Raw genomic sequence first — 22,207 nt, forward strand, 5'->3', positions numbered from 1 at the left:
CGCTTATGGTAAAATAGCTCGAAGTCAGACTTTCTCGCAAAGAAAGAACATATAATTAATCGTCTGATTATCAAAGTGATGGAACTAACAATGAATAGATAAGATACAAATAAAGGAGAGGTTACTAATGGTTACTAAAAAAACTTTAGATAGAATAAATGAATTATCAAAAAAGTCAAAAGAAGTAGGTTTAAGTCCTGAAGAGAAAGTTGAACAAGATCAATTAAGAAAAGAATATTTAGCAGATTTTCGTTCTCGTATGGTCGATGAGTTAACTTCACTTAAAATTGTTGATGAAAAAGGGAATGATATTACACCTGCAAAGTTAAAATATGAAAAAGCAAAGCGTAAAAAAAACTTACATTAAAAAAATTATTACAATATAAAATTTCATATTTAGTTAAAAATAATAGAACAAGCAGAAGAATATTCTGCTTTTTTCTATTTCTTGGAAAGAATTTGTTAAAATTGTCAAAACTTAGTGTTAGTTATTGTAATAAATCATGGTAAATTATATGATAATATCTATGAATAAGCTAAAGGAGCGAAATTTATGTCTAATAATATTGAACAATTAGCAATTAATACGATTCGTACATTATCAATTGATGCAATCGAAAAATCTAATTCTGGTCACCCAGGAATGCCAATGGGTGCTGCACCAATGGCATACGCATTGTTTGCAAAATTTATGAATCATAACCCCAAAAATTCAAAATGGTTTAACAGAGACCGATTTGTGTTATCAGCAGGCCATGGTTCAATGTTACTATATAGCATGTTACATTTATCAGGCTACGAAGTATCAATTGAAGATATTAAAAACTTCCGTCAATGGGGAAGCAACACTCCAGGACATCCTGAATTTGGACATACACATGGTGTTGAAGCTACAACTGGTCCATTAGGACAAGGTATTGCGATGGCTGTTGGGATGGCTTTAGCTGAGCGTCATTTAGCAGGTACATATAATAAAGAAGATTTAAATGTAGTTGACCACTTTACATACTCAATTTGTGGTGATGGAGATTTAATGGAAGGTGTTTCTGCAGAGGCAGCTTCATTAGCGGGACATTTACAATTAGGGCGCTTAGTAGTTCTTTATGATTCAAATGATATTTCATTAGACGGAGAATTAAATCGTTCATTTTCTGAAAGTGTAGAAGACCGCTTTAAAGCTTATGGATGGCAAGTTATCCGAGTTGAAGATGGTAATAACTTAGATGAAATTACTGCAGCGATTCAAAAAGCTCAAGAAGAATTATCAAAACCAACTTTAATCGAAGTGAAAACAACAATCGGCTACGGTTCTCCGAATAAATCTGGTAAATCAAAATCTCACGGTGAGCCATTAGGAAAAGAAGAAACGATTTTAACGAAACAAGCGTATGCTTGGGGTTATGAAAATGCATTCCACGTTCCAGAGGAAGTGTATGCACATTTTAATAAAGTAATCGTTGAAGCTGGTGCAAAGAAAGAAGCAGAATGGGATGCTACATTTGCAAAATACGAAGAAAAATATCCTGAATTAGCAACTCAATTAAAGAATGCGATTGAAGGTAATATTACTGTAGATTTAGAAACAGCGTTACCTAAATATGAAATAGGTAAAAAAATTGCGACTCGTTCATCTTCAGGTGAAGCAATTAATGCTATTGCAAACGTATTACCTAGTTTCTTTGGTGGATCTGCTGACTTAGCTGGTTCTAACAAAACGTATATGAATGGTAAAGGTGACTTTACAAGAGAAAGTTTCGATGGACGTAATATTTGGTTCGGTGTACGTGAATTTGCAATGGGTGCAGCATTAAATGGTATGGCTCTACATGGAGGAGTTCATGCGTTTGGCGCGACATTCTTTGTATTCTCTGATTACTTAAAACCAGCAATTCGCTTAGCAGCATTAATGAATTTACCAGTTACTTATGTATTTACACATGATAGTATCGCAGTTGGTGAAGACGGACCTACGCATGAACCAGTTGAGCAACTAGCAGCATTCAGATCAATGCCTAATCTGAATGTAATTCGCCCAGCAGACGGAAATGAAAGCTCAGCAGCATGGAAAGTAGCAGTAGAAGCTAAAGACGCACCTACAATGTTAGTATTGTCTCGTCAAGATTTACCAACTTTAGAGGGGACTACTACTGATATTTATAATAAAGTTTCTAAAGGTGCTTACGTTTTATCTCCTGCAAAACAAGATAAAATTGATATTGTATTAATCGCAGCAGGTAGTGAAGTACAATTAGCAGTTGGAGCACAAGAAAAATTAGCGGCAGAAGGAATTTCTGCATCAGTTGTTTCGATGCCTTCAATGGACTTATTTGAAAAGCAATCTGATGAATATAAACAATCAGTATTACCAAAAGAAGTTACGAAACGAGTAGCAGTAGAAATGGGTTCTTCATTCGGCTGGCATAAATATGTAGGATTCGATGGAGAAGTTATCTCAATCGATACATTTGGTGCATCTGCTCCAGGTAACTTATTAATGGAGAAATTCGGATTTACTGTTGATCATGTTGTTTCAGCAGCAAAAAAAGTATTACAATAAAAGGTAAAGATGGGAAAAGTAGGGAAAGAATTTTAAATTCTTTTCCTATTTCCTAAACCTTTTTTCAATATAATGCTTTATTAAAGATTTTTCGACAAAACTAGTTGATTTTCACTCCTTAAAAATGACAAATATTTTGAATGGAATTTTATATAATCTTCCTTACAGATAGTTGTTGGGAGTGGACAAGATATGAGGGAATATAAAATTTTTTTAATTCGAGAACCACTGTCTATAGAATTTTATGGGAAAGAGCATAAAATATATCAACTAGTATATGAGTATTATTACTCATCTATTGAACTAAGGAAAATAATCGAAAAACAATTGGAATATATAACAGAACCAATACCATTATTCGAGCTACATACATTTATTCGCAAATTTGATTCTCAACAGATTTACTTTTATGAGGAAACTGGTGAGTATCTTCTCGAACTTGTTGATGGTGCAAAAGCTCAGCTAAAACTTTATCCTCACGAACTAATTTTATATGCAGAAGGATCATTAGAGGCAGAAACAATATTCTTTGAGCTATTAAGAAAATTTCGTTCAACATTCATTGCAATTGATGTGAAGGATCAGCGATTTGGCTGGCTACGACCTATCGCCTATCAAAAGTATATTTAAACGATTAAATTGCAGTTTGCTCTTGTATAAACTGGTTAGTTTTAGTAAAATTGTTTCTAGATGATTTTAAGGAGGAAGCAATAAAATGTGGGTATACTTTCTAGTCGGCATCTTAGCATTAATTGCAGGTGTAGCGATTGGATTTTTCATAGCTCGTCAATATACAATGAACTACCTAAAGAAAAATCCACCAATTAATGAACAAATGTTAAAAGTAATGATGGCTCAAATGGGACAAAAACCTTCACAAAAGAAAATTAACCAAATGATGAAGGCTATGAACAACCAAACAAAATAATAAATCCTTTTAAAATATAAGGCTTTATAGATTGTTTAGAAATAAATATTGAACATATTCTTTCAGGAAACAGCTCTTTTTTAGTGAATCCTACATCAAGAATTTGTAATTATTTAAATCATGAATCATTTTACTAATTTAAACCACTTATCCTGTTGGAATTAACCAATAGGAGAGTGGTTTTTATGTTTTTAGAGGGAAATTTTTATGCCTACTAAAAGAAGTTAGCCTTAAATTAGAGAGGTAAATTAAAACACCGACTTTCGTGAAAAAGTTGGTGTTTTTTATCTTTTACTTAATATTGAATGTAGAAGAATTCGGATTGTCTTATAATTTTTAATATAACACTCCATTACAGTACTTAGTTAAGAAATGTGATTACTTTAATCAATTAGTACATCGCCAAATTATTTTAGAACAAATATTTTTATACAGAACATGTCGAAATCCACAAATAGTTGACAAATATATTGAAAATTAATCGCTTTATTCGTCGGTTTCTAACTAATTAACAAGTTACATAGAGAAGAAAGTCGATAAGAAATCTTGTGAAAGTTCCAATATTTGTCAAAATACTCATTATTAAAAGATTAGAATTATTAATAAACTATTAAATAATTTATTCTACTTCATCATATTTTTGCATCTAGAAAACTATCAATGAAGTTTATTAATTAGTAGATTGTAAGGCTTATCTAAAAGTTAGATTTCATGTAGGAGGAGGTAATTTGGCAGGTTGTTTTATGATTTATGATTATATGTTTATAGCTTTAAAGGGGAGATACAAATAAGCTCTTAGCTTAATCAGGAGGTGACGATAAAGAGGCGGAAAAGAAAAGATGCCATAACATAATCGACATGGCAAATTCGAAAAAAGAAAGCTACATAAATTATAGGTTATTTTACAAGTGAGAGGAGAATCTATTTGAAGCGTAGATTTAAGATTGCTGTATTATCGACCACTTTTTTGATTTCGATGTATTCAACAGCGGCATTCGCTGCTGAACCTGGGCTAGATAAAATGCCCGGACCAGTGGATCCCCAGTCATGGGTGAATCCAGAGGATATGACGTGGAATGATTATAAACCAGTCCCGGGTATTAACTGGAGTACCGATAAGAGTATTCAACCGGAAACAAATCTTAAAGGGGCATTGATTTTGGTTGACTTTCCAGGTCAGGATTTTATCATGACTTTGCCTAAAGGTAAAGATCTCATCGGTAATCCACAAGTCAATGCTGTTCCCCGCGAAAAGCTTGGGGAGTTTTGGACGAATTACTTAAATGTACCGAGTGAGTTAAATCATTATCAGACAATCGATGGCTTTTGGAAAGAGAATTCATATGGAAAATGGGGCGTAACACTTGATTCTTACGGCCCTTACCGCTTGGATAAATACGAATTTCAGTATGGGCTAGATAGTTTTAATTCTGGTTTTCTGCCAGGGAATTATAAAACCGGAAACCTCTTTCAAGACGGCATAAATGCTGCAACAGCTGATATTATAGCATCTGGAAAAAACTATGACTTTGCGTTTATTGTACATGCAGGCTATGATGAATCAACTGTTTGGCAAGAACTTGGTGAAATGAAGTTTATGAATCAGAACTCGGTACCTGCTGAATTTGGTCCTCCAAATTTAACAGGATTTGAGAGCATGCCAACTTGGGCAAAAACTCGTTATGTACCTTGGACCTCTTGGTTTGCAGCTAAATCTATTTGGTCTGCTGCATCGAGTGCAACATTAAACGGCAAATCGATTCGTGTTTCTATACAAGGAGAAAGTGATGGGATGTCCACATTTGCTCACGAATTTGGCCACCTTAAAGGACTAGGCGATAACTATAATAATGCAGCTTTAGATCCTCGAACCTATGCTGGTTATTGGGAAACGATGAGTCGTGGGTCTTTTAATGGTCCAGGTGGAACGCACACTCGCTGGATGATTCCAGCTACCCTTGGTTCTTCTTTGCCGGCACCACATACGCTTCGAAATAAGATGAAACAAGGATTTCTATCTAATGATGAAGTCCTTCAACTCAATCGTGATGAATTAAAAGATTCTGGTCCAGCGTTTGCGGATATTATCGCGCGCGAAGTACCAATTGGAAGTAAATTCGGTAGAAACGGACTCCATGGGATCAACATCAGTATGTCTGATTTAACTCCAAGCAATTACTTAAGCGGAGACTGGCGTAACGATATGATAGGTAACGTAAATAACGCTAAGTACAATAACTATACCCTTGAAGTGGTAGATAGAGTTGGAGCGGATTCCTTTGCTGCCGATTCTGGTGTATTGATTTCCAAAACGAAAAATGCGGAGACTGCACCGTTTATCTGGCCAGTTGATTCACATCCTGAAGATATCGCATTGAAGGACTTTACAAAGCCTGACGGTACAACAGTTTCGGTTACAAAAGGTGACCCAAGGCAAACCTTGGATTCTTTATTCCATGCAGGGAATGGAGCTAGTTTGGTCAGCGGGAAATTCGATGGTTCTATTAGCAAAGACAATGTTGTTAGTGAGTACATCGATCCTTACAATCATCTTCAGTTCTACATTTTAGGCAAATACAAAGGAAATGACGGTGTACTTCATTATCAGGTTGCAGTTCGTAACACTGAAGGATCAGGTGCCTATAAACGCGGCGTAAATGTAAGTGCAGGCACAATACAACCGGCCGTTGCAGGCAAGGTAGCAGTTTACCATTTTAATGTAACAAATACCGGCGAAGCAAAGGATCTTATTCGAGTTAACGCATCTGCAGGTGAAGATTGGACGGTTCAACTTGATAACAATATTGTTGCAGTGGAACCGGGGAAAAGCGTTGATGTACCGGTGTATGTGAAAATTCCTAAAGGTATGACAGCTCCAGCAAACATTAATTTTACGGCAACTTCAGAAACAGACTCAAACCAAAGGGCTACTGATAGCAATCTTTTGCTGAGCGATCTGAATGCAGCTGGTGTAAGTTCTATAATCGACAGCTTCGACAATGCAGGAGCTTTCAAAGCAGGTTCAGCGCAAGCCTTGAAGGCACATTTGAAATCTGTAGAACAATTTGAAAAGAAAGGTTCTGCGGATAAAGTTGTCAAACATATTAATGATTTTAAAGGATTTCTAGATAATGAAAATGCTTCGAAAAAGGTTTCCGCAAAAGCATATAATAGTTTAAAAGTGTACGCTGATGCAATGATTGAGGTTTGGAAATAGTATAGATTGACTGTTCAGGAAAGATTACATGTGCTGGGGCTAAGGGCGGTTATGATGTTTTAGAAATGGAAGAACTCTAAAGTGTGATTGCTTCATAAAGAATGTGAAAATATGAAGTTCATACAATAATTAGTAAAAATGAAACCACTTTCTATTGGATAATGAAACAATGGAAAGTGGTTTTTTTGTGATAAATTAATATAATTAAAAGGCCCCGATTAATTATCGGGGCCTTTACTAATTATGAACTATTTAGATCCCAAGAGAGAACAACATTAATTGTTTTTTTTAAATTTATTAATTTCATCCTTTATTTTTCGATTCAAGTTTAGTAATAAACTATTTTCTTTAGTACGTTTTGGTAAGTACCTGTGGGCTTGTTCATAAAATAGGTTTCTTTTACCTTTTTATTTTCCATAATTCACCTCCGTATTAAAATTTTACTATATAAAGAAGTAATTTTTTGGCCATATTATTTCTATTTTTTGTCAATATAACAAATCTTTATCGAGACGCAAATCTTTAGCATTACCGAGAATTAACAACCATGTTAAATAAGCAAATTATTAAAAAACATTTAATTTTATGTTATAATGAACACTGTGTTTTGAGTTTTCTAAATATTGTAAAATTAAGTTTAATAGCATTGCGGGGGTGAAGGAATGTCAGTTTTTAAAGATTTGTTTTGGTTTTTTAAACAAGAAAAAAGAAGCTATGTATGGGGAATATCTCTTTTAGTAATCGTTGCAATTTTAGAGCTACTACCTCCGAAGGTTATTGGTTATGTAATTGATGAAATGGTAAAAAACTCGCTTAATAGTAAAAACTTACTTTTTTGGGTAGGGTTAATTTTTATTAATGGGTTACTTCTTTATGCATTTCGATATTGGTGGAGGAGATTAATATTTGGTTCTTCTTTAAAGTTAGCCAGACAGCTTAGAGATGATTTATATAATCATTTTTCAAAAATGTCTCCATCATTTTATCAAAAAAATAGAATAGGAGATTTAATGGCTCACGCAACAAACGATGTTCAAGCAGTACGCGAGACAGCTGGGGCTGGGATCTTAACTTTTGTTGATTCTATTATTTTAGGTGGATCAGTACTAATAATGATGGCAGTTTCAATAAGTTGGAAGTTAACACTTATTAGTCTATTGCCATTACCAGTTATGGCCATTTTGACTCAATACTATGGTAAATTATTACATCAACGTTTTCATTTAGCGCAAGAATCATTTTCAGAATTAAATAATAAAGTTCAAGAAAGTATGAGTGGTTTAAAGGTTATTAGAAGTTTAGGGCAAACAAAAGAAGATGTAACCGCTTTTAAAAACCAAGCGGATTTAGTAGTGAAATACAATATGAGAGTTGCTAGAATTGATGCGCTATTTGATCCAACAATCATGTTAGTTGTTTCGATTTGCTATATTATTGCGGTTGTTTATGGCTCAAGATTAGTTATTGCAGATGATATTACTGTAGGGCAATTAATTACATTTGTTACTTATTTAGGAATATTAATTTGGCCAATGCTTGCAATTGGATGGTTATTCAATATTGTCGAAAGAGGCCGCGCTTCTTATGATCGAATCCGTTCTTTATTAAGTGTTGAACCTGAAATTAAAAATAAGAAAAATGCATTAGAAAAACTTCCGATGGGTGAAATTACTTATTCAATTGATTCATTTAAGTTTAATGTAGAATCAAATTTTGAATTAAAGGATATTTATTTTAACGTACAAGAAGGTCAAACAATTGGAATAGTTGGTAAAACTGGTCAAGGAAAAACAACGCTTTTAAAACTTTTATTGAGAGAATATGAAGTAGTTAACGGTAGTATTTCAGTTGGCGATTTAGATATTAAAGATACAACTTTATTATCTCTTAGATCACATATCGGTTATGTACCTCAAGAACATTTCTTATTTTCATCATCAGTTAAGGAAAATATAGCGTTTAGCCAAATTGATTCTTCAATCGAAACTGTACATAAAGCTGCCGAGATTTCTAATATTCATGCGGATATTTTAGAATTCCCGTTAGGCTATGACACGATTGTAGGAGAAAGAGGGGTATCATTATCTGGAGGACAGAAACAAAGAATTTCAATTGCTAGATCTTTAATTAAAAATCCTAATATTTTAATATTAGACGACTGTTTATCCGCGGTGGATGCAAAAACAGAGGAAAAAATATTACACTCTTTAAAGGATGAGAGAAGTGGGAAAACAACATTTATTACTTCTCATCGTATGAGTGCTGTCATGCATAGTGATTTAATCATTGTTTTAGACGAAGGAAGAATTATACAAAGAGGTAAGCATGAGGATTTAGTACAAATTGATGGTTGGTACAAAGAAATGTTTGAAAGACAACAACTAGAAGAGCTAGTAGAGCAAGGAGGGAGATAAAATGAATCAAGAGATTGAAATCGATGCTAAAAGGCAGAAAAAAGATTTAATACGTCTTCTTTCATTTTTAAAAAAATATAAAGTTTTACTGACTTTTGCATTTATTTTCTTATTCCTTGCAACAGCATGTGAAATGTATGGTCCAATTTTAGTTAAAAGATTTCTAGATGATCATTTAATGAAAAGGTATTTTCCAAAAGATACAATCATAACGTTATTTTCTATATATGTCGCAATAACAATCGGAAAAATCGTTTTATCATATTTACAGCTTTTAATGTTTCAGCAAATTGCTTTTAAAGTTGTTCAAGATATAAGAATGAAAGTTTATGAGCATGTACATTCATTAGCTTTTTCATTTTTTGATAAAACGCCGATTGGAAGTATTGTATCAAGAATTACGAATGATACAGAAGCTATTAAAGATTTTTACGTTAGTGTACTGGCAACCTTTATCCAGCAAATTGTCTTTTTAGTGGGAATCATTATTGCGATGTACTCATTAGACGTTAAATTAGCAACGATTTGTGTAGGGTTAGTTGTAATTGTTTATTTTATTATACTTACCTATCGTAAAAAGAGTTTTCCATTTTTTATGGAAACTAGAGGGCAGTTAAGTAATTTAAATGCTAAATTAAACGAACACTTACAAGGTATGTCAATCATACAAGCATTTAACCAACAAAAAAGATTACAAAATGAATTTGAGGGAGTTAATCAGTCTCACTATAATGCAGGTGTAAAAACCATACGATTAGATTCTCTGTTTTTAAGACCGGCAACAGATTTAATTTATACAATCGGAATCATGTTTGTTCTTAGCTTCTTTGGCATTACTTCTTTTAGTAATCCAGTTGAGATTGGTACAGTTTATGCATTTGTAAGTTATTTAGAGAGATTTTTTGAACCGATTACGCAAATGATGATGAAATTATCTTTATTACAGCAAGCTGTCGTATCATCATCCAGAGTATTTGACTTAATGGATGAAGAACAAAAAGCTCCTACTAAAGTTGGAACTGACTTACCAAAAGTTAAAGAAGGAAGTATTGCTTTTAAAAATGTATCATTCGCATATGACGGAGTACACAATGTCATTCATGATATTTCATTCTCAGTTAAACCTGGTCAATCAGTTGCCTTTGTTGGCCATACAGGAAGTGGTAAGTCAACAATTATGAATCTACTATTACGTTTTTACGATGTGAAAGACGGGGAAATTCAGATTGATGATCAAAAACTTTCAACATTTGAAGAAAGTGAAATACGTTCTAATATCGGATTAGTTTTACAAGATCCATACTTATTTGTTGGAGATATAAAAGGAAATATCTCTATGTATAATAACAAAATAACTGAAAGAGAAATTAAAGAAGCATCCGAATTAGTTAGAGCGAATGAATTTATTGAAAAATTACCAAATGGGTATGATGAGGCAGTTGTTGAAAGAGGTTCAACTTTATCAAGTGGACAGCGCCAATTAATCACGTTTGCGAGAACAATCGCAGCTAAACCTACTATTCTTATTTTAGATGAAGCAACTGCAAATATTGATAGTGAAACAGAAGAAGCAATTCAAGAAGCTTTAACAGAGATGAGAAAAGGTAGAACTACTGTTATCATTGCTCATCGTTTATCAACAATTCAAGATGTTGATTGCATATATGTATTGCACAAAGGGAAAATCGTAGAAGAAGGGAACCATCAACAGCTTCTTGCAAAACAAGGATTGTACTATAATATGTATCTATTACAAAATAAAGGGTCTTTATTATTGGCCGAGTAGTGAAAAAGTAGCTAGATTTTCTAGCTGCTTTTTTTATATAGAACTCTATTCAGGATGATATTAGTAAAAATTAATTCATTATTAATATATTCATAAAGTGTAGCTAAATAAATCGAATCTGAAGTTAACAGTTTTATGTGTTAAATTATCCTAGTAAATTCAACATTACATAAGTTATTTAGTTGATTATAAAACTAGTTAATTAACAAATAGTAGAAAGGTACCGAAACGAATAGGGAAAGATCCCAATTATAGTTCAAATATAGGATGTCTTGAAGATTAGAAAGGTAGACCGACATAAGATTGTTTTAGTGTTAAAGAACCAATTTTTACTAAAAATCGCTTAATATATTCGTTATTTATTATTTTATAATAATTAAATTTTAGTTAAATTGAATAATAATAAGTGAAAAATTAATTAATTTTTTCTAATTAAGGTCGTTTATGCATTGATTAAAAAAGGAAAATATTACTAAGATTTTTACGAAATTTGTTGTAATTGTTCGAAAATTGAGGTTTTTTAGCTTTTTATATCGAATAATATTTCTTTTTTAAGACTATTTCGAGAATTATAATCGATATCAGAGAATAAATTTAGTATTTTTGAAATTAAATATGAAAATAAAGGGGTATTAAATTTATTATTCTACTATATTAGTTTTTTAAATTTAGGAGTTTTACGTACTCAACAAGGAGGAATATGCTTTGAAAAACTGGAAAAAACCATTAATGACAGTAGCAGCGGCAAGTTCTTTATTATTAGTTAATGCACCAACATTTAAAGTAGCCGCACAAGTAAATAAGGAAGTAGCCCAAGGTACAGGGGCTGCAGTACTAGATGGAACAAATTATTTTGGAGACATGGATCCTACAACTACTTTATCAATCGATTTTGTTTTGAAACTTCAAAACAAAGATGATTTAGAAAAATATATTAAGGAAACAGTTACACCATACTCTCCTCATTATCGAAAATATTTAAGTGTGGATGAATTCAAAGCTAAATATGCACCAAATCCAGCTTATATCCATTCAGTTACGTCTTACCTGCAATCATATGGTATTAAAACTGATGTTCATGCAAATAATTTAACGATTACAGCAACAGGAACAGTTGCTCAATTAAATAAAGCCTTAAGTGTCGATTTAAAATATGCTAGTTTTAAAGGTAAAAGCATTCATGCTACTAAAAAGAACCCGGCTTTACCAAAAGTAATTTCAGATAATATTTTATGTATTTTAGGTTTAAATAATTATTCAAATTTAGAATCAAGAGCTGTTAAACAACCAGCAATTATAGATAAGAAAGATGTACCAACTGGTCCACTTAGTTTAACACCACAAGATTTACAAAGTCACTACAATGTTAATCCACTTTATAAAAAGGGAGCAACAGGTGCTGGCCAAACAATCGGTATTGTTACATTAGCAGAATTTAATACAGACGATGCTTATAAATTTTGGGATAATGTAGGAATTCAAACAAAGCCTAATCGTATTAAAGTAAATGAGGTTGATGGCGGTTCTGGATGGGATGGCTATGAAGAAACTACTTTAGATGTTCAACAAGCGGGTGCAATTGCTCCTGATGCAAATATTAATGTGTATGTAGGTCCGAACTCGGATACTGGATTTGTAGATGCATTTTCAAATGCAATTAATGATAATGTAGCTAAACAAATTTCTGTAAGTTGGGGATCAAGTGAATTAAGTATTGATTCATACGTACAGCAGCAAATGGAAGCACCAGAGTATGAAGATACATTTAATCAATTATTCATGCAGGCAGCAGCACAAGGAATTTCGATGTTTGCCGCAGCTGGTGATGCAGGTGCTTATGACGAAACTAGAGGTTCAGATAAAGTATTTAAACTTACAGCTGATTTCCCAGCAGCAAGTCCGTACATTACTGTAGCGGGCGGAACGACATTACCTTTCCAATTCCACTCTAATTCAACAGGCGTCGATGTCAAAGTAGGAGAAGAACGTGCTTGGGGTTGGGATTATCTAAATGAATATTACAAAGCTAGAAAACTACCAGATGCTAATTTAATTAATGGTGGTGGTGGAGGTTTCAGTACTCATTTTGAAACGCCAGATTACCAAAAAGGTGTTAGTGGTGTTAACCAGTTTTCTGCAGTAGATGAGTTTACTATTTCACCTGATTTATCAAATGTAACATACAAACAACCAACTGTTATTTCAGGACAAGGTACAGGACGTAACCTTCCAGATTTATCAATGGCTGCAGATCCATACACTGGATATTACGTTTATTTAAGTGAACCAGGTAAACCAGGTACAAATTCTGGGTATGCTGTATTTGGCGGAACTAGTTTCGTTTCACCACAATTGAATGGTTTATCAGCGTTAATTAATAGTGCAGATCATACTCAAGTAGGTTTCTGGAATCCACAAATTTACCGTTTTGCACAAAAAAGTTCTTCGCCTTTCACACCATTAAATAAAACAGGCGCGCAAAACGATAATCTATTCTATTCTGGTACACCAGGTACGCTTTATAACCAAGCTACAGGACTTGGAATACCTGATGTAGCAAAATTAGCTGATAATTTCAGTACTCCAGAAAAATAAGTTTTAATAAGAAAAAGTCGCATAATATTGCGACTTTTTTTCAGAGAGTTGAAATATAAAATGGTCAATAGGGAAAACAGACATTAAATGAACATTTATTAATGATAAATTATTATTTTTTGGATGTTCTATTAATGGTATTAAATGTTAATATGTTTGAGCAATTTTATGATTCTAATAACACTAGTTATGTTTTATTAGAAGTTAAAAATATTATAGCTAAATTTTTAGAAAAACATATTCAATTGCTAAGTTTAATTAATGTTAGAAATTAATTGAGCTACAAACGGATTATTAAACAACTGTTGATTATTTTAAGTAAAGGCTATTTGATTAGGATTTATTGCAGACTTCTTTAGATTGAATAAGTTGATTGGAACGAAAGGGGTGCTCGACTCCTATGGGATAAGCGGGAAGGCTAAAGACCCCGCAGGCTTGCCGAGGAGNNTTTGGTAATTTAATTGACAAGATTGTTTTTCAACAGCGTGAAAAAAAAGTCGCATAATATTGCGACTTTTTTTATATTTGATTGATGAAACTAACCTATGAATATAGAAAAATAACTAAATAAAATAAAGCTTCATCACTAAAACAGTTCCAATTGCACCAAAAACAACGAAAATAATATGTAATCTAAGTAATGATAGGATAATGGCAACTAATCCACCAATCAGTCCAACACTCATATTTCCTTTTTGAACACTTAATATTCCTGGGAAAATTAATGCACCCAGTGCAGCATATGGAACACCTTTTAACCAAGAGGATACCCAATTTGGAAATTGAATCCGATCAACAATAAATACAGGGATTATTCGGGGAATCATTGTCACTAGGCACATACCAAAAACAAGTAAAAAGACAATCATTCTTTGTGATCTCCTTTCATTAATCCAATTGCAAGTAAACTAGCAAAAATGGAAGACAAAATTAATGACCAGCCTTGACTTAAAAATGATGAAAGGATGAAATTTAATAGCATACTCACTAATACGATTAAACATGCTCTCCAATTTGTACGAATGGCTGGGGTTAATAACCCGATAAACATAGCGTATAAAGATATTCCCATGCTTTCGCTAATAATCTTTGGAATAAGTTTGGAAAAAACTACTCCTAAAATAGTACCGCTTATCCAAGTACAATAAGCAATTGTATGTAATGTAATTAGATAAGTAGACGAATAACTTACTGAACTGCTTTTTTTACCTAAAGTAGTTACAGCAAAATTTTCATCAGTTAGTGTGATCGATAAGTAGACTCTATGCCAAAATGGAAGAGTTTTAAATTGATGATTAAATGATAGACTCATAACAAAGTTTCTAAAATTTAAAATAAATGTAGCGATATAGATTTGGAAAAAACTCACACCTGCCAAATACATTGATAAACCCATAAACTGACTAGCACCTGCATAAACTAGCGCACTAAATGAGAGAGTATTTAGCACATCAATGTCAGCTTGCTTTGCAATTAATCCGAATGTAAAAGCAACAGGCAAATAGCCAATAATTAAAGGAACAGACGCTAAAAATCCTTCCTTCATTTCCTTACTACGATTCGCTTTAGGTTGTGTAGTTTTTGATTGTTGCAAAACAGTAGACATATTAAGTTATAAACTCCCTTCAATTAAAGTAACCTTTAGTAAGATTAGAACAATCATTTGTTCTAAAATTGAGATGGCAGTTATATAAAATGTTTTTAGACACTTTATATTTTCGTATTCATATTTGTTTAGAGTTTGGAAAAAGATTGGCCATCAAAGATTGTCATATGATTATACTATATAATTAAGAGAATTTTCGTAATACTAAAAATTTAATTTATTTTCTATTTGGGATCATGATTGAAATTTAAGCATTTGAAGTTAAAAGAGGAGTTCTTGGAAATACCATAAAAATTCTTGACTTATTCATGAAATTTATAAATTATAGGTAATATTTTCCAGTAGTAAATGATAAGGATTAATAATAATAAAATACTTGGCCATATTTTTTTAAACATGTTTCCACCTTAATAATAAATTAGTTTATTAAGAAGTGTGCCGAAATTTTAGTGAAAATATTCCAGTTTAATCACTATTCTTCAATTTTTTGGAAATGAATGAGTGATTAGAGATTCTTAAAATATGTGTATGATGCGGTCTATTAACTACTTTTAATACTAAATAAAAAGCAATTCTGTTATAATATTATCTAGAATGTAAAGATGGGAAGGGATGTAAGTTAATGGGGGATTTAAATATTGGTATTGCATTTGGAGCGGGATTTCTCTCCTTTATTTCTCCATGTTGTCTACCGATTTATCCAGCGTTTTTATCGTATATTACAGGGGTATCTTTAAGTGATTTACAAAATGAAAAAAGAATACATAAAAGTAAAATTTTATTACATACTTTGTTCTTTTTACTAGGTTTTACAATCATTTTTATTGTTTTAGGTTTTAGCACTTCCGTAATTGGTTCCTTTTTTATGCGTTATCAAGATTTTATTCGTCAAGTTGGTGCGATTTTAATTGTATTTTTAGGATTAGTCGTAACGGGTATTTTTCAACCGAAGTTTTTAATGAATGATCGTAGGTTTCAATTTTCAAAACGTCCTTCAGGATTTTTAGGTTCTACTTTAATTGGATTAGCATTTGCAGCAGGGTGGACACCTTGTACTGGACCAATTTTAACTTCAGTATTTGCACTTGCAGTAAGTAACCCAGGTTCAAGTCTATTTTATATGTTAGCATATACTCTTGGATTTTCTATTCCATTTTTTGTATTGTCGTTTTATTTAGGATCACTAAGTTGGATTAAAAAATATTCACATAAAATCGTCGTTTTTGGTGGATATATCATGATCATTATGGGAATCATGTTATATTTTGATTGGTTGACTAAAATAACAATTTATTTTACAAGATTTTTTGGTGGATTTACTGGATTTTAAACATTATTTTTCCAGTGTAAAAAATTGCAGGATTTGAAGTTATTGGATTTGCATCGATGTGGTAGAAGCAGTATTATATAATCAGTTTCTATGAAAAAAAGAGTGTTTAGTATTCACAAAAACTGTAGTAATCAGTTTTTAAAATAGTCAACGCATATAAGTATTGTTATTCTTTAAGATTGAGAAAAAAGGTAGTGAAAAAAATGAGTAAAGATATGAGTATAATTTTTAGCACAGTATTTGCAACTTGTATGGCTTTAGGTGTAATTGTCGTTAGACTAAAGGCTGCTAAAAAGCCGACAAACCTTAAAAAAATAATTTTACCTCCATTTTTTATGAGCAGTGGAGCTTTAATGTACTTAGTACCAGAGTTTAGATTGACGGGTTCTGAAGTATTAGAAGCTGTTTGTATGGGAGTATTTTTTTCGTTATTTTTAATTAAAACATCTAAATTTGAAATTGTGGATAATGAAATTTATTTAAAAAGATCTAAAGCATTTGTCTTTATCTTACTTGGTTTATTAGTAGTTCGAATCGTGATGAAGTTATATTTAAGTTCATCAATCGATGTAGGCCAATTGAGTGGTATGTTCTTCTTATTAGCATTTTCAATGATTGTTCCTTGGAGATTAGCAATGTACAAATCATATCAAAAATTGAGAAGACAGCTTCCTTCGAATACAATTATCACATGAAAAAACGTGTACCTTTTTGGGTACACGTTTTATTTTGCAAGTAAATGCTTAAAATCGGTAAAATCGATTTCTTTTTTCTTTAATGTTTTTACTAAAAATGCATGATCTCGTTTTGGAGTCGCTTTAATATACCCTTCAATAATTAAACCTTGTGTAATTTGTGAAGCGTTATTTAGTAACGCCAATTCACCAATTTTTCCAGCTATTTTATCTCGAGCTATATCTCTAAATAAAGATGGAACAGGTTTTACTAATTCTTCAAGTAATTCTTTCTGTTCAGTCGACCACAAATGTCTTGTTTTTTGTAAATATTCTTCCTGCCAATCTAAAATTGATTTCCCATCCTCTTTAGGTAATCTTTTCAAAAACTTTCTGAACATAAAGTATCCGCCGATTGACATCATTCCTAACAAGAAAATTGTCCATAAGACAATCATAATTTGAGAAAAGAACGAAAACATATGTATCCTCCTTGTATTAGGTAAACATACCACTATTATAGTAAGAAAATATGACAAGTATCAAGCAAGTACATATGTTTTTTGTCAAAAAATGACCATTTATTTTTAAGTACTAGTTTCATTTTAAGTATTTGCATCATATAGTAGAAAAAATAAAGAAAAAAGTCGTAGAGGAGGCGAAAGAATGTGAAACAAACTAAATTCTCTTCTCACTTTACTTTTCTAAGTATTTTATTTTATATGGCTGCCAGTTCAATATTCCTTGTCATTCTGTACAAGTTAATATCAATGCTTGTAGGAAACGGAAATGATTTAAAGACCTATCTGCAAATCGCTGTAGTCGTAATTGTTTTAAGTATTACAACTTTCCGCCTAATAAGAAGTGATATTGTATTAATCCAGGATGAAATTATTATTCATAAAGGCATTCTAACTGTTAAACTTAAAGTCAATGATATTACAGAAATAAAGCAACTAGTCGAAGTTTATGGAAAAAATAAAGAAATAATAACTTTATTAATTCATATTAACGAGTCAGTACAACCAATTATTTTAACCCTCGAAAATCCAAAAGCTTTTATAAGAGAACTGTTAATTTTAAATTCTGACATTATATTTGATGAAGAATTGATTATTTTAGTCAATAAAAATAACTAATAAATGAAAGCCAAGTTTATTTAATTGTAGACTTGGCTTTTTACTTTTAGAATATTGATCTCTTTATTAAATAATAATGACTGGTACGAACCATATGAACTAGAACTTGAGAATGATAGGCTATCTTTAGGTTACTTCAATCACAAAAATATTTAAGTAACTGACTTTTTTATTCCTATAACGCAATGATCGAATTGAATTAATAAGGTCTTTGCAGAGTGTCAGGCATTTTATTCTAATTATAGAAATGAAATAAATACCATTTAGTGATGAATTAGTGTTTTACTAAGTTTTTAATGTTTTTAGTGATATATGCAAGGTTAAGCATTATAATAAGGTATTCTTCAGTAAATTAATGTATATTATATTTGTTGAATAGATTCTCTTTTAAGTTAGAAAAGTAGGTGAGTAAAGTGGGAAAATATCAATTGGATACAAAAGGTCAGATGGCTGTGTCAAAGTTTCATGAAAAACAGACGCCTGCCAAATTTGATAAAAAGCAGCAACTGGAAAAAATGCGTGCGGAGTATTTGAAAAATAAGCAAAAACAAACAGAAAAATAAAATGAATGAAAGCATAGGAAGACTAAAATCTTCCTATGCTTTTCTTATTCGAAGTACTTTTTTCAATTATGATAGAGTTTATAATTCCCATAAATTTTAGATTCGGTGACAAGAAACTCGTCATCAGATAGCCATTTCCCCAGTAAAGTTTCAATGAAGAATCAATAGACTAGTTGTTTGGGTACTTCAGTAAACTCCAACAGAAACATTTCTTTTAATGGGCTGTTCCTTTTTTTGTTGTCGCTGCCTTTCCTGCTTTGTACATAAAGGTAAGAAACAGAAGGGTCATAACGCGTTCAATCCAAGTCAAAGAAAAGTTCACAAACAAAAAGGCAATGATTTCAACGATAAATGAAACGAAAGTAAATGAGATCGCGCCAACGAAAAATAATTTGTACCACTGGCGGTACGTTAAATGAATGTCCTTTTTTCGTGCAGCATACTTATACACAAGTGAAAACAAAACTGGCATCATCACTGGAATGATTAATACAATGAGCGGGATGACAATCAGTAGAAACAGCTCAGCATTGTCTCCGAATCCATTTTCTAAAACCGTCCATAACGATGTCGTATCCGATGCTATATCGAAATTCATCAAGAGCTCAAATAGCCCCGCACTTAACATGAAACTTGCCAGTAAATAGTAACCGATGATACTTCGTTTTTTCGAATGAAGCACTTCGTTGTACTTACTCGGCTGAAAGCTTGATAGCATGATTTTAAACATAATTTTCCTCCAAATTTCCAAATCATTTTCCATTATACAGGTGAACGAGCTTTCACATGACTAGAAATTTTTAACATATTCTCAAGAAAAAAGCCTCGAAATAAATCTTACGGTGTTTGTGTTAGATAGATGGATTAACCTTTTTATGAAAAAAGGCCAATATAGGTGGTAAAACGTCTTTTCGATGTACTCTATAAAGTACCTTCTTAAAAATGTTGTGTGTCTAGAAAAATAATTATTATCTCTATAAAAACTTAGCTGCTACTTGTGACTCAAATAAAATTTTAAGATTTTAGATGATTTTTATATTAAGAATAATTTTCAATTACGAGGGTTATGAATAGTTAGGTTACTTTAGTTTATGTTACAATAATGTACAGTACATAATTGTAGGGGGAATATAGCACTAATGAGTAAAAAGAAAAAATCTAATAGTAATCAAACGTTTGCTATTTCTGTATTTGTTGGAATAGTTGTTTTAGTTGGAGCATTATTTTTAGTATCTAAATTGCAAGATAAAAAGACTGAAGAAGTATATCCAACAATTGCTGGAGTAAATCAAGTGAAAGTTGATGGGTTTGACACAAAGGATCAACCAACATTTAGCAATAAAGATGCAAAAGTGGAAGTAGTTGAATTTGGTGATTATAAATGTCCAATTTGTGCTCAATGGAATAAAGTAGTTTTTCCACAACTTAAAGCCGATTATATTGATAATGGTTTAATCAATTTTTCATTTATTAACTATCCGTTTATTTCGAAGGATTCAAATTTAGCTGCACTGGCATCAGAAGTAGTCTATAAAACTCATAAAGATTCATTTTGGAAGTTTCAAGAGCAAATCTATTTAAAACAAGAAGATGAAACAACTACTTGGGCTACACCTGATAAATTAGCAAGCATTGCGAAATCTGTAATTCCGAATCTAGACGAAAAACAATTTAAAAAAGATTTATACAAAAAAGATGCAATGAAACAAGTTGCTAACGATGTTGCAATTGCTAACCATTATGGTGTAAACGGAACACCTACAATATTTGTAAATGGTAAAGCAGTGGACAACCCTAGCTTAGAATCAATCAAAGCAGCTATTGACGCTGAAATAAACAAATAAATTAATTAAAGGTATGCGAAAAAATCGCATACCTTTTTTGTTTAGAGAAAACGAATTACATTTTTTTCTTTACACGTGCATCTGCTTGAGCTGAACGTTCTTGTGCCTCCATATCATCTTGATCTGCTAATTCCGCTGAATACTCAACATCAAGTCCATCAGGCTTTACATTCTTATTAAAATTAGAATTGAAAGTACTTTTCTTTTTCAAATTAAAACCCTCCATTATATGATGCTAACTAAATTAAATTACATATCGTGGCTACTATGTTTTTTCTGTCTTGTATGATTTTGGTTCTTCACTTTATGAGAACCGCTTAATGGTTTTGGTTGTCCACTTTCATGGTCAATTGGGCTATTTCTTTTTGACGATTTGTTTGTCATTCTTGTCACCTTCCTTTATAAATAGCTTTAGTTGTAATCGAAAAAATATGCCAAAATGAAATATTTACTAATTTATAAATGAAAGCGTTTTAATCATTTTTTTCTAATAATTTTCGATAACCATTTTCCATATATATAAATAAATTAATGAAAGGGAGGTATTTCTTATGATCTAATTCATCTTATATTAGTTATAAAAATTGAATGTTGAGAAAATTATTTTTCATAATAAAAAACGACAAACAACAATTAAATCTAAGAAATTAATAGAGTAAAAGTTAATTTTTTTAGTTTGTCTGACTCTTTTGATGTATGAAACAAGTAATTTGACCAATACTAGTAATAGTCAAAATGAAAGAGGAGACTGATACTGATTATGCAAATACTAACAGTTTGTCTTATATATTCGGGTGTGATCGTACTCTATCTCTTGTTCAAGAAAGTTCAATATAATAAGAGACAAAAAAATGTGATTAATTTTTTCCTATACTATAATCGAAGAAAAAGTAATGTTAATAGAGATACGAAAAGAACAGGAGATATTATTTATTTAATGCCTCAATCGACGCTAAACAAAGGTATTTTAAGAAAGCGAAAAGATGATTTTGAGTAATGATCAAAAAATATAAAAAATAGCAAGCAATTCCTAAAAATTGCTTGCTATTTTTTTATTGTCTTTTTTTTGTCTTTTTATTGTTTAATTTATAATCAGCTGAAAGTGGCTCTTGTGCTGTTTCTTCATTAAAACCAGCAGCTTTCCCTTGCTCGATTGAAGCTGACATTCCGCTACCAGAATTATTTTTACGTCTAGACATGATTATTCCTCCTTATATAAGGCCATTTTCACCAACACTTTTAATGAATTGGTTTGAAAACTGCCTTTTATAATCGATATTTTTTCCTATATTTTTTTAAATACCCTAAAAATTCAATGGTAAATAATGTGAGCGTCATTATTATATTGTTTATTGTTCATCTTACAATTGGTGTTTTTTTATGTTTGTATTTCTCGAATTGACCGGGATTTGCCCAAAAACTTGGGCAAAATTATTTGACTAAGAAAAGATAAAATCTCATTACTAAATTTAGTAAAGTAACATTCAAAATTTCAAAGTGTAAAAATAAAACTTGTTCAAACCCTGTATCAGTGTTGTACAGGGTTTGTTTTAA

At 31.7% G+C, this 22,207-nt stretch carries 20 protein-coding genes; 13 read left to right on the forward strand and 7 right to left on the reverse strand.

Going from position 1 to position 22,207, the window contains the following annotated elements; all coding sequences use genetic code 11:
* Positions 1–127 precede the first annotated feature (127 nt).
* The 8 genes from ABEY15_RS02285 (at position 128) to ABEY15_RS02320 (ending at position 13,497) form a co-directional block, all read left to right on the forward strand.
* Complete coding sequence (locus tag ABEY15_RS02285) at positions 128–367, forward strand: DUF896 domain-containing protein (protein WP_429888175.1); 240 nt, start codon at positions 128–130, stop codon at positions 365–367.
* 186 nt (positions 368–553) lie between these two features.
* Positions 554–2,557 (forward strand): transketolase, encoded by a 2,004-nt coding sequence (gene tkt, locus ABEY15_RS02290; protein WP_429888176.1) that lies wholly within the window; start codon positions 554–556, stop codon positions 2,555–2,557.
* A gap of 192 nt (positions 2,558–2,749) precedes the next feature.
* Positions 2,750–3,187: a sporulation inhibitor of replication protein SirA gene (sirA, locus tag ABEY15_RS02295; RefSeq protein WP_056476717.1), complete on the forward strand. Its 438-nt coding sequence runs from the start codon at positions 2,750–2,752 to the stop codon at positions 3,185–3,187.
* An 85-nt stretch (positions 3,188–3,272) separates the two neighbouring features.
* Positions 3,273–3,485: a YneF family protein gene (locus ABEY15_RS02300; protein WP_056476721.1), complete on the forward strand. Its 213-nt coding sequence runs from the start codon at positions 3,273–3,275 to the stop codon at positions 3,483–3,485.
* Positions 3,486–4,410: 925 nt separating this feature from the next.
* A complete protein-coding gene (locus ABEY15_RS02305) occupies positions 4,411–6,702 on the forward strand; it encodes an FIMAH domain-containing protein (protein ID WP_429888178.1) in 2,292 nt (763 codons plus the stop codon).
* A 662-nt stretch (positions 6,703–7,364) separates the two neighbouring features.
* Positions 7,365–9,116, forward strand: a complete 1,752-nt coding sequence (locus ABEY15_RS02310; protein WP_429888179.1) for an ABC transporter transmembrane domain-containing protein — start codon at positions 7,365–7,367, stop codon at positions 9,114–9,116.
* Between the two features lies 1 nt (position 9,117).
* Positions 9,118–10,902 carry an ABC transporter ATP-binding protein gene (locus tag ABEY15_RS02315; protein WP_429888181.1) on the forward strand — a complete coding sequence of 595 codons (1,785 nt, stop codon included), beginning with the start codon at positions 9,118–9,120 and terminating at the stop codon, positions 10,900–10,902.
* A gap of 705 nt (positions 10,903–11,607) precedes the next feature.
* On the forward strand, positions 11,608–13,497 hold the full coding sequence (locus ABEY15_RS02320) for a S53 family peptidase (RefSeq protein ID WP_429888182.1): 1,890 nt from the start codon (positions 11,608–11,610) through the stop codon (positions 13,495–13,497).
* A 563-nt stretch (positions 13,498–14,060) separates the two neighbouring features.
* On the opposite strand, the gene ABEY15_RS02325 is transcribed toward ABEY15_RS02320, so the two are convergent.
* Positions 14,061–14,366, reverse strand: a complete 306-nt coding sequence (locus ABEY15_RS02325) for an AzlD domain-containing protein (RefSeq protein ID WP_331220227.1) — start codon at positions 14,364–14,366, stop codon at positions 14,061–14,063.
* Positions 14,363–15,103 carry an AzlC family ABC transporter permease gene (locus ABEY15_RS02330; protein ID WP_429888183.1) on the reverse strand — a complete coding sequence of 247 codons (741 nt, stop codon included), beginning with the start codon at positions 15,101–15,103 and terminating at the stop codon, positions 14,363–14,365. Before ABEY15_RS02330 ends, ABEY15_RS02325 begins: the two co-directional genes overlap by 4 nt.
* A gap of 622 nt (positions 15,104–15,725) precedes the next feature.
* On the opposite strand from ABEY15_RS02330, the gene ABEY15_RS02335 reads away from it, so the two are divergent.
* Positions 15,726–16,433, forward strand: a complete 708-nt coding sequence (locus ABEY15_RS02335; protein WP_429888185.1) for a cytochrome c biogenesis CcdA family protein — start codon at positions 15,726–15,728, stop codon at positions 16,431–16,433.
* Positions 16,434–16,648: 215 nt separating this feature from the next.
* On the forward strand, positions 16,649–17,128 hold the full coding sequence (locus ABEY15_RS02340; RefSeq protein ID WP_429888255.1) for a CcdC family protein: 480 nt from the start codon (positions 16,649–16,651) through the stop codon (positions 17,126–17,128).
* Between the two features lie 29 nt (positions 17,129–17,157).
* Here the strand turns inward: ABEY15_RS02340 and ABEY15_RS02345 are convergent, their stop codons facing one another.
* Complete coding sequence (locus tag ABEY15_RS02345; RefSeq protein ID WP_429888186.1) at positions 17,158–17,589, reverse strand: DUF2621 family protein; 432 nt, start codon at positions 17,587–17,589, stop codon at positions 17,158–17,160.
* 186 nt (positions 17,590–17,775) lie between these two features.
* On the opposite strand from ABEY15_RS02345, the gene ABEY15_RS02350 reads away from it, so the two are divergent.
* Both ABEY15_RS02350 and ABEY15_RS02355 read left to right on the forward strand, forming a co-directional pair.
* The gene (locus tag ABEY15_RS02350) at positions 17,776–18,246 is read left to right on the forward strand and encodes a hypothetical protein (RefSeq protein ID WP_429888188.1); all 471 of its coding nucleotides are present in this window, start codon (positions 17,776–17,778) and stop codon (positions 18,244–18,246) included.
* Between the two features lie 413 nt (positions 18,247–18,659).
* The gene (locus tag ABEY15_RS02355) at positions 18,660–18,809 is read left to right on the forward strand and encodes a hypothetical protein (RefSeq protein WP_429888189.1); all 150 of its coding nucleotides are present in this window, start codon (positions 18,660–18,662) and stop codon (positions 18,807–18,809) included.
* Between the two features lie 214 nt (positions 18,810–19,023).
* Here ABEY15_RS02355 and ABEY15_RS02360 read toward each other — a convergent pair whose 3' ends face one another.
* On the reverse strand, positions 19,024–19,539 hold the full coding sequence (locus ABEY15_RS02360; protein ID WP_429888190.1) for a hypothetical protein: 516 nt from the start codon (positions 19,537–19,539) through the stop codon (positions 19,024–19,026).
* 409 nt (positions 19,540–19,948) lie between these two features.
* Here ABEY15_RS02360 and ABEY15_RS02365 point away from each other — a divergent pair, with 409 nt between their 5' ends.
* The gene (locus ABEY15_RS02365; RefSeq protein WP_098427415.1) at positions 19,949–20,653 is read left to right on the forward strand and encodes a DsbA family protein; all 705 of its coding nucleotides are present in this window, start codon (positions 19,949–19,951) and stop codon (positions 20,651–20,653) included.
* Positions 20,654–20,708: 55 nt separating this feature from the next.
* On the opposite strand, the gene ABEY15_RS02370 is transcribed toward ABEY15_RS02365, so the two are convergent.
* The 3 genes from ABEY15_RS02370 to sspO form a co-directional block, all read right to left on the reverse strand.
* Positions 20,709–20,864, reverse strand: coding sequence for a YfhD family protein (locus ABEY15_RS02370; protein WP_429888192.1), 156 nt, complete (start codon positions 20,862–20,864; stop codon positions 20,709–20,711).
* A 38-nt stretch (positions 20,865–20,902) separates the two neighbouring features.
* The gene (locus ABEY15_RS02375; RefSeq protein ID WP_082459649.1) at positions 20,903–21,037 is read right to left on the reverse strand and encodes a small acid-soluble spore protein P; all 135 of its coding nucleotides are present in this window, start codon (positions 21,035–21,037) and stop codon (positions 20,903–20,905) included.
* A 668-nt stretch (positions 21,038–21,705) separates the two neighbouring features.
* Positions 21,706–21,852 (reverse strand): small acid-soluble spore protein O, encoded by a 147-nt coding sequence (gene sspO, locus ABEY15_RS02380; RefSeq protein WP_069032362.1) that lies wholly within the window; start codon positions 21,850–21,852, stop codon positions 21,706–21,708.
* Positions 21,853–22,207 lie beyond the last annotated feature (355 nt).

The sequence above is a fragment of the Gottfriedia acidiceleris genome, from assembly GCF_050457485.1.
GTDB classification, from domain to species: domain Bacteria; phylum Bacillota; class Bacilli; order Bacillales; family Bacillaceae_G; genus Gottfriedia; species Gottfriedia acidiceleris_D.

What these genes read in the sequence shown, in the direction of transcription:
- ABEY15_RS02285 (WP_429888175.1), top strand. Translation starts at nt 128, where the DNA reads ATGGTTACTAAAAAAACTTTAGATAGAATAAATGAATTATCAAAAAAG.
- tkt (WP_429888176.1), top strand. Translation starts at nt 554, where the DNA reads ATGTCTAATAATATTGAACAATTAGCAATTAATACGATTCGTACATTA.
- sirA (WP_056476717.1), top strand. Translation starts at nt 2,750, where the DNA reads ATGAGGGAATATAAAATTTTTTTAATTCGAGAACCACTGTCTATAGAA.
- ABEY15_RS02300 (WP_056476721.1), top strand. Translation starts at nt 3,273, where the DNA reads ATGTGGGTATACTTTCTAGTCGGCATCTTAGCATTAATTGCAGGTGTA.
- ABEY15_RS02310 (WP_429888179.1), top strand. Translation starts at nt 7,365, where the DNA reads ATGTCAGTTTTTAAAGATTTGTTTTGGTTTTTTAAACAAGAAAAAAGA.
- ABEY15_RS02315 (WP_429888181.1), top strand. Translation starts at nt 9,118, where the DNA reads ATGAATCAAGAGATTGAAATCGATGCTAAAAGGCAGAAAAAAGATTTA.
- ABEY15_RS02325 (WP_331220227.1), bottom strand. Translation starts at nt 14,366, where the DNA reads ATGATTGTCTTTTTACTTGTTTTTGGTATGTGCCTAGTGACAATGATT.
- ABEY15_RS02330 (WP_429888183.1), bottom strand. Translation starts at nt 15,103, where the DNA reads ATGTCTACTGTTTTGCAACAATCAAAAACTACACAACCTAAAGCGAAT.
- ABEY15_RS02335 (WP_429888185.1), top strand. Translation starts at nt 15,726, where the DNA reads ATGGGGGATTTAAATATTGGTATTGCATTTGGAGCGGGATTTCTCTCC.
- ABEY15_RS02340 (WP_429888255.1), top strand. Translation starts at nt 16,649, where the DNA reads ATGAGTATAATTTTTAGCACAGTATTTGCAACTTGTATGGCTTTAGGT.
- ABEY15_RS02345 (WP_429888186.1), bottom strand. Translation starts at nt 17,589, where the DNA reads ATGTTTTCGTTCTTTTCTCAAATTATGATTGTCTTATGGACAATTTTC.
- ABEY15_RS02360 (WP_429888190.1), bottom strand. Translation starts at nt 19,539, where the DNA reads ATGTTTAAAATCATGCTATCAAGCTTTCAGCCGAGTAAGTACAACGAA.
- ABEY15_RS02365 (WP_098427415.1), top strand. Translation starts at nt 19,949, where the DNA reads ATGAGTAAAAAGAAAAAATCTAATAGTAATCAAACGTTTGCTATTTCT.
- ABEY15_RS02375 (WP_082459649.1), bottom strand. Translation starts at nt 21,037, where the DNA reads ATGACAAACAAATCGTCAAAAAGAAATAGCCCAATTGACCATGAAAGT.
- sspO (WP_069032362.1), bottom strand. Translation starts at nt 21,852, where the DNA reads ATGTCTAGACGTAAAAATAATTCTGGTAGCGGAATGTCAGCTTCAATC.